We start from the raw sequence: 12501 nt of genomic DNA, 5'->3' as shown, positions 1-12501 counted from the left end.
TCGACAAGTTGAGAACCGATTTGGGGGCCACGCCACTCGGGCGCAAGAAACTGATGTTCGTTCAGCCGCCAGTTTCGAGGACGGACCCACTATGCGGTTTGCGGTTTGCTTCCTACCAGGCCTGCGCGAAAAGTAGGAAATGCGGTGGTGTTCGCCATGGGCGAAACGCCAACCGGCTAAAAGAAACTACATGGCCGCCCCATGCTACCGATCGAGCACGTTCCTGATGCGCAAGGCGAGATCTGCGAGTGCAAATGGCTTCTGCAGGAGATGGACCCCCTTATCGAGCCGGCCCTGATGGACGATGGCATTGCGAGAATAACCGGTCGTGAACAGGGCCCTGATCGACGGTTGACGTTCCCTCGCCCTTGCGACCACATCCGCGCCGCTCATGCCCCCGGGTAACACGACATCGGTAAATATAAGATCCACCGGTAGGTTGAACGCCAGAACCTGCAATGCCGTTGGACCGTCCTTGGCTTCCAAGACGCGATAACCGAGCTCCTTTAATGACTCCACAGAATAGGTCACGACGTCGGGGTCATCCTCAACCACCAGAATGATCTCGCCGACAGCCGCTTCGGGGAGTGGGAGAGGGGCAATGGCTTCCTCATCGACATGCCCCGATAGGAGCCTCGGCAGGTAAATCTTGACGGTTGTCCCTTGCCCAAGCTCTGAGTAGATTTTCACATGTCCTTTCGATTGCTTGGCGAAGCCGTAGACCTGGCTTAGGCCAAGCCCGGTCCCTTTCCCCTGATCCTTGGTCGTAAAAAAAGGCTCGAAAGCGCGAGCGACGGTTTCTGCGTCCATCCCCGATCCAGTATCGGAGACAGATATTGCAACATATTGTCCCGGAACCACTTCAGCATGATTTGCTGAATAGGCTTCATCCAGGTGCGCGTTGAAGGTCTCGATCGTGAGCTTCCCGCCATCCGACATCGCGTCCCGTGCATTGATGGCCAGATTAAGAAGGGCACTTTCCAACGCATTCGGATCTGCTTCAGTTTTCCAAAGGCCGCCTGCAAGAACGATCTCCACCTCGTAAATTTCTCCCAGCGTTCGATGCAAAAGGTCCGACACCCCCCGAATAAGGCTATTGGCGTCGACAGGTTTCGGATCAAGCGGCTGGCGCCTGGCGAAGGCGAGGAGCCGTTGGGTCAACGCCGCCGCTCTTTCGGCACCGCCCATCGCCTGCGAAGCAGCGCGGCGAAGCCGGGTTGCCTCAGCCGGCAGAGTCCGCAACAGCGTGTCGAGATTTCCAACGATGATCTGTAGCAGATTATTGAAATCATGCGCGACGCCACCGGTCAGCTGCCCAACCGCCTCCATCTTTTGCGCTTGCCGTAAGGCTTCGGCATTGCGGGTCAACTCATCCGTCTTCTGCATTACAAGATCTTCGAGATGAGCGTTCAGCTCCTTCAGAGCCTCTTCCGCGCGCCGTCGTTCCTCCAGTTCGCGCTGTGCAGCCTCGAAAAGCCGAGAGTTGTCGATGGCAACAGCCGTCTCACCGGCAAGACCGAGCAATCCCCGTTCCGACTCCTCGCTGAACACGCCGGTATCAGCGTGGCCGAAAAACAACCCTCCAATCACCTCTTCTGTTCGAGAAATGACAGGGACCGCGAGATAGCTCCTCACGGGAAGATGCCCTTCCGGCATCCCCGCGTAGGGAGCATTTTGTCCATAACGAGGATCTTGCGTGATATCATCTGACCGAACGATGCCTTCCCCTTTGAATGTTGCGGAAAATACGGCCGTGTTGCGAGGCATGGGGAAGCTTGAGAACGCCTCGTGCGGCACGCCCGCAAGCGAATAGAGCATGTAGCTTTCGCCGGCGTGATCGACAAGGTTGTAGAAAAACGCGCCGAATTGCGCCCCCGTCAGTTCGACGCCGGCGTCCGTCACCGCCTGAACAAGCCGTTCCAGATCGTTTTCGCGTGCCAGGATAGCTCCTGCACGATTAAGAACCTCCAGCGCGCGAGTGCGCTCGCGCAGCGCGGATTCGGTCCGCCGCTGCCTTGTGCGATCTCTGAGAATTTTTACGAAACCGATTAAGCCTTCGCCATCGGCAAACAGCGGCGTGGTTTCACCAACCGCCCAGATTTTGCTCCCGTCCTTCCGAAATCGCCACCCCTCGCCGCCACCCTTGCCGTTTGCCTTTGCATCGGCAAGTTCGGTGGCGAGCAAACCCGCGGCATCCTGATGCGCGGGAAAAATCTCGAGCAGAGTCTTTCCCACCATCTCATCTTCAGTCCAGCCAAGCAGATTGCTGGCCCCTTTGCTCCAACTGACGACGATTCCGTGCGGGTCTAAGATAATGATGCCGGTATCGACGGCACTGTCGAGGATCTGCTGAAGTCGCTCGGCAGGCAGGTACGTGGATGAGGTCATCTTCTACCATCGGGAGTGTAAGGGCGCGAATTGGCTCCAAAGTATCACAAGCATCTTGCTGGTCCAGCAGTCGCTCTGACGCTGTCACAACCTTGGCTGTTGATCAAAACAAGGCCGACGGCTATATGTGCGTCAGCTGCGCCTGGGCCAAGCCTGCCAAACCTCACCCCATGGAATTCTGCGAGAACGGCGCAAAGGCGACCGCCTGGGAAATCACCTCCCGGCGTGCAGATCGTGGCTTTTTCGCCGCCCATACCCTTCATGAGCTGGAAGAGTGGAGCGATCATGATCTGGAGGAGCAGGGCCGCCTGACCCACCCGATGCGCTGGAACAGCGCGAATGACAAATACGAGCCGGTGAGCTGGTCTGATGCCTTCGAAGAAATCGGGCGGGAGCTCCGGGCACTCGCTCCGCAACAGGTCGATTTTTACACTTCCGGACGGGCCTCGCTGGAAACGGCCTACATGTACCAGCTTTTCGCCCGCATCTTCGGCAGCAACAACCTGCCCGACTCCTCCAACATGTGTCACGAAAGCTCCTCAGTCGCCCTGCCGGAAAGTATCGGATCCTCCGTCGGCACCGCAATGCTCTCCGATTTTCAGAATTGCGACTGCATTTTCTACCTCGCTCAGAACGTCAACACCTCATCGCCGCGAATGCTTCACGACCTCCAAGACGCCGTCGACAGAGGCGTTAAGATCGTCACATTCAACCCTTTGCGCGAACCCGGCCTCGAGCGCTTCATCAATCCGCAAATGCCGAGCCAGATGCTGACAGGCCACTCGACACCGATCTCGTCGGAATACTACCAGGTCAGGAACGGGGGCGACATTGCAGCACTCTTCGGCATCTGCAAGGCGCTGATCGAAGCCGACGATGCCTTGAAGGCATCAGGGATCAGCAAGGTCGCTGGCAGCGATGCCGTGCCAAAGGATCCGTCGAATGCCGCAACGGTCGCCTTTGCCGCCTCTCCCGGTGACAAGGTCCGAACGAGTTCCTTCTCGACGTAGGTCAGAAAGGCATTGGCATTGATCGGCCCGTTGAGGACCCATGGTGCATCGAGCCGGTCGTTTCTGAGGGCTGCGACAAACGTCATCGTTCTCCACTGACCGTGCGGGACATGGGCGATCAGGCGTTTGCCCCGTTCGCCCCAGCCCCTGAGCGGCGCCATATTCGTCTTCACCCAGGTTTCGTCAATGAACACAAGGCGATCAGGATTGATCGCGCCCTGATGGCGCTTCCACCGTTCACGTTGGCGGGCCAGCTTCGGCCTGTTCTGCTCTGCCGGCAGCACGGTTTTTTTTGAAGCTTTTGCCTTCGCGATGGAGAAAGCGGCAGATATTGGCTGGATGGACTTTGAGGCCGCGATCCTGCAATCCCCGCGCCAGCCACTCAAGCGTCACATGCTCCGGCCCATCGATCATCGACAAGACCCAGCCGCGATGCTCGCCGCAGATCAACGCCCGTCGATGACCACCCATCTTGCCCGGCTCAACACTGCCGGTACGGCGCTGGCGCTGCGCCCATTTGATCACGCTCGACGGCGCGACATTCAGAGCGGCGGCAACCGCATGACATGTCTCGTCGCAAATCCATCGAATAAGCACGACCCATCGAACAAGCCTCCATGGCTCATTCAACCAAATCTGATTTGCGACAAAAACGGAATCCCGATTCAACCAAGTCGCAATCTGCTCTAGAGCAATTACACAAGCTGCTGAGAACGACCGGCAAGAATCAATATCTCCCAGGGGTGCCAGCGAAAGACAGTTGCTCCACGCCAGAGGTTCAGCGAAAGCAGATACCAGGTCTCGCGAAAGCCGAAGCTCCCTGAAAAATGAGGCGAAGACGTAAGGAGCACTGAACGCGCGGCCGGCGGATCAGTCGAGTTTCTGGAGGCCTTGTAACGCGGGGAAGGTCCACTAGATCGCGGGAAGGTGTTCGGTAACGTACCAACGAGTTGGACATGTCTTATTTAATATATTTCTAATTTAGAAATGCCTACTTCATCTGCGTTGTAGTAGGAGGACTGAGTAATGATGCAGCGTATTGAATCTCTCGAGAATGTCGAAACAAAACCCATTTGGTCGGTTAGGGATTTCGCCAAGCGTCACCAACTCACTGATATCGAGGAAACCCGCCTGCTGCAGCTGTTCGGCCACTTTGCTACAGCATCCGAACTTCTTCATAACGTCCAGCGACAGCCTCGGTGGCGATAGTGTTACGCCCGGCCCATCGCTGGCCCATGGCTGGCACAGGGTTCATCGCCTTTGTCCGGATAAAGCGCTAGAGAGTGGGCGTTGAGATCGAGGTCGCATCGCTATAGAGGTATTCCTGATAGTCACCGACCGCCGAGGCCATATCAGCAATACGCACGAGCTGTCGGCAGCGATACGAATTTATGGCGCTGGACCCTAATCAGACGGGGCTGGTACGCTCGAAAGCGAGATGCGGCGGCATAGTTGGGACTTAGGGGTCGGTTTTGACCTCAAGCAGGATGGGGCGGTCGGACGCAAGCGCGTCATCCCAGGCGGGCCCCGGGTCTCCCGAGTGTATCGCCCTTGCCGTATCACCGGGCATCCGTGTGATGGCGGATGCTCTCACGCTCGTCGGAAAGGCTACGAAGCACCTAGATCAAGACGACCGCCAGCGATGATGCATGACCAAGGGGTTGGAACTCCAGCAGATGCCAGGTCCGGATTGTGTCAGCTGACCGACCTCCGGAAGTCTCAACAGACATATTACCGCCAATGCCCGGTGCTTCGAAAGGCATCGCCCACTCAATAGCGATCACGTCTGCGGCTAAGTGGTCTTGCTTACGCCGCGCTACATGAAGTCGCCGGCGGCACCGATCCAGGCAGTTGCGCATCGCGAAGGGCTTCACCGACCCGAAAATCAAGATCTGCTTTGGTGAGGCAAACATTAACTTTGAGGCACGTGAGGACATCAAGATGATCACCCATCCCGGCCCCATCGTCCGAACGATCGATGGAGCCGGCGATGAGGCCGAGCTCGTGCAGCGGCGCTGGAGTTGGGCCGGGACCCGACAAGCGGCGGGTGTTCCGGTCGAAAGATCGGGACGTCGAGCAGCGCTCCGCCTTGCGCAATGCGACAGGTGTGTCGATGGATGATGATGTGGAAGAAGTCATTCGCGAACTGGCCGGCGGGTTCTGATTGACGCCCAACGACACCATCAAGTTCGTCGTGGGGAATGGAGGAGAGGAGCACCTACCTGCCGGTGCATGTGCTGGATGGGCACACGCGGCTCGGCTTGAACGCGCAGGGCCATTGTGGCAACAGTGACTCGTACAGGAGTCGAGGCCTTAAGCTGGCCAAACTCTAAGATTGGACTGCGGCCCCAGGTCGCAATCAGAATAGGCGACTCGACTTTGCGCGCGCATATCGTAGAATTCCTTGTGCACGTCGAGGGCTAAAGAGGGTTGGCCGATGAGCGCAAATTCCGTGAGGGTTTTCGAACGCGATGGAAAATGGATTGTGGTTATAACCGAAGGCGATGAGTGCACTGAGCGTGAATTTTTAAACGAAGAGTTCGCGCAAAACTACGCAGCTGGCCAAGCCTTGCGGTTACATGCCATGCCCGAGAAATCGCCTATCTCCGGGAAGCGTTAAGGAACCTCATAAACGCCAGCCTCATAAGCAGCGTCACGCAGCCGCGTATATGACGCTGTCGCAGCTTTCCTTCATGCGTCCACTCGCGATATTCAATATCGGCAACGAGCTTTGGCTCGATAAAGGACCGCGTTTCGCTTCCGTCCGGTGTCGACGGCCGGCTTGGCGATGGTTAACCTATCCATCTGCTCCCGGAGCTCGCTCACGGAACGTTCGTTAAACCCCGTCCCCAGTCCCCCGACATATACGAGCTCGCCTCCTTTGCGCGCGGCGAGCAGTAGCCGGCCGATGACCCCGAACGATGCTGTGGACTTCTCATAGCCGACGATCGCGAAGCGATCGCTCTGAATGCACTTGATCTTGAGCCAATCGCCGAGGCGACCGATGCTATACGGGTTGTTGCGGTCTTTCGCGATGATGCCTTCGAGCCCAACATCGCACGCAATAACGCAAAAGCTTTACCGTCAGCATCGATCTCTTCAGAAAGCCTGATGGCCTCCGCACCGACATTGCGAAGGTGGCGCAAGATTTATGGCAATAACGGGATTGTTGTTCTTTTTTAGCGGGTTAGCAGCGCAGGAGCATGAATACTAATTTTTCGTTTCGCTCTCTCTTGAAATCGAAAAATGTCAGAACCAAATCTTTTCGCGCAAAGTGCTCGACAACAGGTTTTGCATCCGCCCGGACTGGTCATCCGGTCCGGCCAACCGCAGGCTAATGGAGCCAGACCATGAGAAAGGAAACCGCCAGTAATTCGATACCGGACGAAGCCAGGGCAGCGATCAGCGCCGACCACCTGCTGCATCCGGCGAAACATTTTGGTCACCCGCGTGACGTGCTTACCGCCAACGATATCGGCGATGACGAAAAGCGCGCCATTCTCGCGTCGTGGGCATCCGACATCTTTGCCGTCGAGTCTATTCCGGCGGTTCGTCTTTATCCCGGTGCGGATGAAGCCGTCTCCTATGACGAGATCATTGAAGCGCTGAAAACTTTGGACGGGCACAATCTGCAATCTGGGGTTCAAGACTCGCCTAAATCCAAATCCATTGACGTCCGCAGGGCACGCCGCCGCAGAGCGGGAGCGCGTCGGTTTGGTGGCCTTGGCCTCTCCGGCTACCGGAAAGGAGATCGATGCTGACAGCCATTTGAGATGTAGACTTCGACGTAACACCCGTGTGCCTGAAGGACACGAACAGGGTTTTTGGCGACGACCCTTAGCTGAGGAGGCTTTGCCGATGAAGATCGCTCAGATCGCACCACTTGCTGAAAGCGTTCCGCCCAAGCTTTATGGGGGAACCGAGCGCATTGTTTCCTATCTCACCGAAGAACTGGTCCGTCAGGGCCATGATGTCACGCTGTTTGCCAGCAGCGATTCTGTTACCGGCGCGCGCCTCGTAGGATGCTCCGATGTCGCGTTGCGTCTTAATCCGGCCATCAAGGACCATCTGCCGCATCAGGTCGTGATGCTGGAGGAGATCCGCCGGCGGGCGCACGAATTCGACGTGCTGCACTTCCATATCGATCTCCTGCATTTTCCGCTGATCCGCGACTTTGCCGATCGCACCGTCACGACATTGCACGGGCGTCTCGACCTGCCGGATCTCAAGCCCGTTTACAAGGCCTTTCCCGATATTCCGCTGGTGTCGATCTCCGATGACCAGCGCCGCCCGATGCCACCGGTCGACTGGCGCGGAACGGTCTATCACGGATTGCCTGCCGACCTTCTTCCCTTCACGCAGAACCCTAGGGGCAATTACCTTGCCTTCCTTGGGCGGATTTCTCCGGAAAAGCGCCCCGACCGCGCGATCCAGATCGCGGCAAAGGTTGGAATGCCGCTGAAGATCGCCGCCAAGATCGATAATGCCGACAAGGCCTATTGGGAAACCCTAATCGAGCCGATGGTGAAGAGCCATCCGAATGTCGAATTCATCGGCGAGATCGACGAACATCAGAAGGCTGACTTCCTTGGTAATGCTGGCGCCCTGCTCTTCCCGATCGATTGGCCGGAGCCCTTCGGGCTGGTGATGATCGAGGCCATGGCCTGCGGCACGCCAGTGATCGCTTTCGGCTGTGGCTCGGTACCCGAGGTCATTGACAATGGCATTTCCGGCATTCTCGTCGACAGCGTCACCGAGGCGGCTGAGAACGTCGAATGGGCGCTGCGGCTCGATCGGCAAAGGGTACGGGCAGCATTCGAAAAGCGCTTCACCGCGAAACGGATGGCGTGCGACTATGTCGACATCTACCGCAACTTGCCGGGCGTTCGTACCAAAGCCGCGCCAATCCGTCGGTCAAATGGTCAGGCGCCCGACCTGCAGGCCGTTGCCTGACGTCAAGGAGGAGACATGTCAAACATTTCTGCGGACAGCAACTCCGCCGCGGCATCGCCGGGCCCGGCGGCGGCGGTCGCTCAGTTTTTCATTCCGGCCGCCGCATCGCTGCAGGAGCGCCGGCCGCGCACCCTGAAGCACGGCGATACTTTCGCCGTCTTCGACCACAATGGCGATGCTCTTTCCGGTCCCGGCAGTCCGGAAGGTCTCTTTCACCGGGATACCCGTTACCTCTCGCATCTCTACCTGACGATCACCGGGCAGCGGCCGATGCTCCTGTCGTCGACACTGCGCGATGACAATGCCACGCTGACCTGCGATCTCACCAATCCTGATCAATTCGATGACAAGGGAAGGCTGGTTCTCGGCCATGACACCATTCATCTGCGCAGGTCGCGCTTTCTCTGGAATGCCTGTTGTTATGAACGGCTGGCCGTGAGGAACTATGACGAGCGTCGGCAACATGTCCGCATCCAGATCGCGTTTGATGCCGATTTCGCTGACCTTTTCGAAGTCCGGGGAACCGCAAGGGCAAGGCGAGGGCGCCATCTTCCTGCCGTCATAGAACAAGATAGCATCCTCCTTTGCTATATTGGCTTGGACGATCGCAAGAGGTCGACGCGACTTTCCTTCATGCCGGAACCGACCGAGATTCGGAGCGATCTTGTCACCTTCGATCTCCATCTAGAGCCACACGAGACCAAATCGCTGTTCATCCAGATCGGCTGCGACCAGACCTCCGCCGACCGACTGAGCCGCCTTTCTTTCTTCCTGGCCTTGCGGGACGCCCGTCGTGCGTTGCGCGCCTCTTCCTCGCGCGCGGCGTTGATCGCCACCTCGAACGAGATCTTCAACGAAGTCTCGCGCCGCAGCGTCTCCGACCTCTACATGTTGCTGACCGACAAGGCAGAAGGTCCCTATCCCTATGCCGGCATCCCCTGGTTCAGTACCGTCTTCGGCCGCGACGCTCTGATCACCGCGCTTCAGACGCTTTGGCTCGATCCGGAGATCGCCCGCGGCGTTCTCGGTTATCTGGCAGCCAACCAGGCGACGACTCTCGATCCTGCTTCGGACGCCGAGCCGGGCAAGATCCTGCACGAAACGCGCTACGGCGAGATGGCCGAACTTGGCGAGGTTCCGTTCGGACGTTATTACGGCAGCGTCGATTCTACGCCGCTATTTGTAATGCTAGCTGGCGCCTATCTTCAGCGAACCGGTGATCTTGCGACGGTCGACCGGCTCCTGCCATATGTCGAAGCGGCGCTGACATGGATCGACGAATATGGCGATCGCGACAGCGACGGCTTCGTTGAATATGGACGGCTGACGGAGGAAGGACTGATCAATCAGGCATGGAAAGACAGCCACGATTCGGTTTTCCATGCTGACGGCACATTGGCCCGGGGGCCGATCGCGATCGCCGAAGTCCAGGCTTATGTCTACGGCGCGTGGCAAAGTGCTGCTGAAATCTTCAGGCGGACGGGCAGGCCGGAACGAGCCGCGAGTTTTCTCGCGCGGGCGGAGGGACTGCGCCGGGCTTTCGACATCAGCTTCTTCGACGAGGAGCTTGGCACATATGTGTTGGCCCTCGACGGAGATAAGCGACCCTGCCGGGTTCGATCCTCAAATGCCGGCCATACGCTATTCACCGGCATTGCTTATCCTGAACGGGTCCAACAGCTTACCCGCACTCTGATGAGCGCATCGTCCTTCTGCGGCTGGGGCATTCGTACCATCCCCTCCACCGAAGCACGTTACAATCCGATGAGCTATCACAATGGCTCGATCTGGCCACACGACAATGCCCTGATCGCCAGTGGCCTTGCCCGCTTTGGCTATCGCGTCGAAGCGGCACGGATCTTCGAGGGGCTGTTCGCCGCCGCGACCTACATCGACCTGCGACGGCTCCCCGAACTCCTCTGCGGCATGCCGCGCCAGAGGGCACGCGGGCCCACCTTTTATCCGGTAGCCTGCTCGCCTCAAGCATGGGCTGCAGCAGCACCCCTGTCTCTGCTGCAATCCTGTCTCGGCCTCGACTTCGACCCCAACGGCCCGCTCATCAGCTTCAATATGCCGCGCCTTCCCTCCTTCCTCGACGAGGTGATCTTGCGACGCCTGCTGATCGGTGGCGGCTCGGCAGACGTCGCCATTCGCCGGTCGGGAGGCCAGGTCGTTGTCGACGTGATCAATCGCCAGGGCAATGTTCAGGTGCTCATCACGGCCTGATGAAGAGAGGGTTCCGGAAGGCGGGTCACCCGCCTTTCCAATCCTCTTCCTCTTCATCCGACCGTAGCAGATCGACAAGCCTGGCAACCCTGCCGGTCGGCAAATGCCGGCCTTCACCCATCAATGCTTCGTCGTTATTGGCCCATGCAAATGCCTCGGCAAGTTCGGCCTGCGTCGCACCTGTCGCGATGACCTCGGCGACAAGCGTTTTGTCGGCGGGCCCGAGGATGGCGATGACGTCGTCAGAAGTCATTGTCATGTCCGTTACTCCGTTTCTGGACTTATCTGGATCTGGCCTCACCCAGATCTGGTATTTGGAAACGAAACCAACAATTTTACATCGCAAAACTGCACTGCTCTTGAAACTCCAAGCCCATGAATTATATCACTATTGTTCGATTACCCACTAGGAATCTACAAGTCCAGGAGGCGCCATGTGCCCTTGGCGCCTCCTTGTATCCATGTTGCTTGCAAGGAGGATATGGCTATGAGGACAAACCTCGATTCCTCTCCCCTGTTCCGGTCACGGAAAGACTTTGCCACCTGAATCAACAGAAAGGAGAAAACCATGAGTGTTCGTGATCTGATTCCCTGGGGCCGCGCTAATGGCAACCAGGTTCCGAGTGGCTTGCGCGACGACAATCGGGATCCCTTCCTGTCGCTGCATCGCGAGGTGAACCGCCTGTTCGACGACGTTTTCCGCGGCTTTGGCTCCGGCCTGCCCACCTTCGGGAGCGGTTCCGCCTTCAGTGCCGGCTGGCCGAGCATCGAGATCTCCGACGCCGACAAGGAGATCAAGGTGACCGCCGAGGTGCCGGGCCTTGAAGAAACGGACATCGAGGTCCTGCTCAACGACGGCGTGCTGACGCTGAAGGGTGAAAAGCGCTCCGAGTCCGAAGACAAGGGCCGAAACTTCTCCGAGCGCTATTACGGCCGTTTCGAGCGCCGCATTCCGCTCGGGGTCGAGGTCAAGGATGACCAGGTTGATGCCCGCTTCAAGAACGGCGTGCTGACCGTGACCTTGCCGAAGAGCGAGAAGGCACAGTCGCAGGTCAAGCGTATCGCCATCAAAAGCTGATCGGTTAACCACTCGGCGGCCGGGTCGATTGGGCCGCCAGTATCCTTCGCCAGCCGGGAGGGGTTAACAACGGAGATTGCAAGAGAGACACAGCAGGAAACATAACGCGGGCCTCCATGAACCGACCCTCGGGCATCGTCAGCGCGCTTGGCCGAAGCGGTCTTAGCCGCGATGGTTATGAAGATTTTATCCAGACGGACGCTTCGATCAATCCCGGCAACTCGGGCGGCGCATTGGTAACCTTTGACGGCAGGCTTGCGGGGATCAACTCCGCGATCCTCAGCCCGGCTGGCGGCAACATCGGTATCGGCTTCGCCATACCGGGCAAGATCGCAAGATTGGTGATGACCCAGCTGATCCAACATGGCGAGGTCATTCGCGGCAAGCTTGGCGTGGCGATCCAGGATATTGATTCCGATATGGCAGCGTCACTCGGGCTGGATGACGCAAGCGGCGCGCTGATCGCGGCGGTTGAGCAAGGATCTCCGGCCGCTAGCGCGGGTTTGAAACCGGGTGACGTGGTGTCGGTTGTCGATGGTCGACCGGTTCATGGTGCTGCTGATCTGCGCAATCGCATTGGCCTGACGCCCGTTGGCTCGCAGATCGAGCTGACCGTCAGGAGCACTGGCTCGGAGCGTACGGTTAAGGCACGCGTGAGCGGATCATAGAAGCCCCTCTCTTCATGTTTCCGGCCGCGGTTCGTCCACGGCCGGAATGCTCATCAACGGGAATTCAATGGTGCCAGTTTTCGTAGGTCGCTGCGAACGCAAAGAAGCACTCGACCAGCTCTAACGGAATCCATCGCCTTGAAGGGATCTGGACTGACAACCCCACGATTGCAGCATT

8 protein-coding genes and 5 pseudogenes are annotated in these 12501 nt (G+C 58.2%); 8 read left to right on the top strand and 5 right to left on the bottom strand.

The window, feature by feature from the left end:
- Positions 1-204: 204 nt before the first annotated feature.
- Positions 205-2388, bottom strand: coding sequence for an ATP-binding protein (locus ACS4RS_RS31200; RefSeq protein ID WP_439012100.1), 2184 nt, complete (start codon positions 2386-2388; stop codon positions 205-207).
- A gap of 125 nt (positions 2389-2513) precedes the next feature.
- Here ACS4RS_RS31200 and ACS4RS_RS31195 point away from each other — a divergent pair.
- Positions 2514-3359, top strand: a pseudogene (locus ACS4RS_RS31195) (molybdopterin-dependent oxidoreductase); the annotation flags it as partial.
- Positions 3360-3424: 65 nt separating this feature from the next.
- Here ACS4RS_RS31195 and ACS4RS_RS31190 read toward each other — a convergent pair.
- Both ACS4RS_RS31190 and ACS4RS_RS31185 read right to left on the bottom strand, forming a co-directional pair.
- Positions 3425-3559 (bottom strand): annotated as a pseudogene (locus tag ACS4RS_RS31190) (IS630 family transposase); the annotation flags it as partial.
- 76 nt (positions 3560-3635) lie between these two features.
- Positions 3636-4067 (bottom strand): hypothetical protein, encoded by a 432-nt coding sequence (locus tag ACS4RS_RS31185; RefSeq protein WP_439012099.1) that lies wholly within the window; start codon positions 4065-4067, stop codon positions 3636-3638.
- 357 nt (positions 4068-4424) lie between these two features.
- Between ACS4RS_RS31185 and ACS4RS_RS31180 the strand changes: the two genes are divergently transcribed.
- Both ACS4RS_RS31180 and ACS4RS_RS31175 read left to right on the top strand, forming a co-directional pair.
- Positions 4425-4607, top strand: a complete 183-nt coding sequence (locus ACS4RS_RS31180; protein ID WP_003591008.1) for a hypothetical protein — start codon at positions 4425-4427, stop codon at positions 4605-4607.
- A gap of 642 nt (positions 4608-5249) precedes the next feature.
- A pseudogene (locus ACS4RS_RS31175) lies at positions 5250-5505 on the top strand (SOS response-associated peptidase); the annotation flags it as partial.
- A gap of 493 nt (positions 5506-5998) precedes the next feature.
- Here ACS4RS_RS31175 and ACS4RS_RS31170 read toward each other — a convergent pair.
- Positions 5999-6296: pseudogene (locus ACS4RS_RS31170) on the bottom strand (ATP dependent DNA ligase).
- 452 nt (positions 6297-6748) lie between these two features.
- Here ACS4RS_RS31170 and ACS4RS_RS31165 point away from each other — a divergent pair.
- The 3 genes from ACS4RS_RS31165 (at position 6749) to ACS4RS_RS31155 (ending at position 10577) form a co-directional block, all read left to right on the top strand.
- Positions 6749-7159, top strand: coding sequence for a hypothetical protein (locus tag ACS4RS_RS31165; RefSeq protein ID WP_003595326.1), 411 nt, complete (start codon positions 6749-6751; stop codon positions 7157-7159).
- A 97-nt stretch (positions 7160-7256) separates the two neighbouring features.
- A complete protein-coding gene (locus ACS4RS_RS31160; RefSeq protein ID WP_439012098.1) occupies positions 7257-8351 on the top strand; it encodes a glycosyltransferase in 1095 nt (364 codons plus the stop codon).
- Positions 8352-8366: 15 nt separating this feature from the next.
- Positions 8367-10577: an amylo-alpha-1,6-glucosidase gene (locus ACS4RS_RS31155; RefSeq protein WP_439012097.1), complete on the top strand. Its 2211-nt coding sequence runs from the start codon at positions 8367-8369 to the stop codon at positions 10575-10577.
- A 25-nt stretch (positions 10578-10602) separates the two neighbouring features.
- On the opposite strand, the gene ACS4RS_RS31150 is transcribed toward ACS4RS_RS31155, so the two are convergent.
- A complete protein-coding gene (locus tag ACS4RS_RS31150; protein WP_012556073.1) occupies positions 10603-10836 on the bottom strand; it encodes a hypothetical protein in 234 nt (77 codons plus the stop codon).
- A 309-nt stretch (positions 10837-11145) separates the two neighbouring features.
- Here ACS4RS_RS31150 and ACS4RS_RS31145 point away from each other — a divergent pair, with 309 nt between their 5' ends.
- Both ACS4RS_RS31145 and ACS4RS_RS31140 read left to right on the top strand, forming a co-directional pair.
- Complete coding sequence (locus ACS4RS_RS31145) at positions 11146-11655, top strand: Hsp20/alpha crystallin family protein (protein ID WP_184380991.1); 510 nt, start codon at positions 11146-11148, stop codon at positions 11653-11655.
- A gap of 128 nt (positions 11656-11783) precedes the next feature.
- A pseudogene (locus ACS4RS_RS31140) lies at positions 11784-12323 on the top strand (PDZ domain-containing protein); the annotation flags it as partial.
- Positions 12324-12501 lie beyond the last annotated feature (178 nt).

This window comes from Rhizobium sp. F40D2, assembly GCF_051810745.2.
Lineage (GTDB): Bacteria > Pseudomonadota > Alphaproteobacteria > Rhizobiales > Rhizobiaceae > Rhizobium.
The sequence above is the reverse complement of the archived record's forward strand: the minus strand, read 5'-3'. Positions and strand labels throughout refer to the sequence as shown.

Bases quoted from the DNA above. Each gene is read 5' to 3' on its own strand.
- ACS4RS_RS31180 (WP_003591008.1), top strand. From the start codon at position 4,425: ATGATGCAGCGTATTGAATCTCTCGAGAATGTCGAAACAAAACCCATT.
- ACS4RS_RS31155 (WP_439012097.1), top strand. From the start codon at position 8,367: ATGTCAAACATTTCTGCGGACAGCAACTCCGCCGCGGCATCGCCGGGC.
- ACS4RS_RS31150 (WP_012556073.1), bottom strand. From the start codon at position 10,836: ATGACAATGACTTCTGACGACGTCATCGCCATCCTCGGGCCCGCCGAC.
- ACS4RS_RS31160 (WP_439012098.1), top strand. From the start codon at position 7,257: ATGAAGATCGCTCAGATCGCACCACTTGCTGAAAGCGTTCCGCCCAAG.
- ACS4RS_RS31200 (WP_439012100.1), bottom strand. From the start codon at position 2,388: ATGACCTCATCCACGTACCTGCCTGCCGAGCGACTTCAGCAGATCCTC.
- ACS4RS_RS31145 (WP_184380991.1), top strand. From the start codon at position 11,146: ATGAGTGTTCGTGATCTGATTCCCTGGGGCCGCGCTAATGGCAACCAG.
- ACS4RS_RS31165 (WP_003595326.1), top strand. From the start codon at position 6,749: ATGAGAAAGGAAACCGCCAGTAATTCGATACCGGACGAAGCCAGGGCA.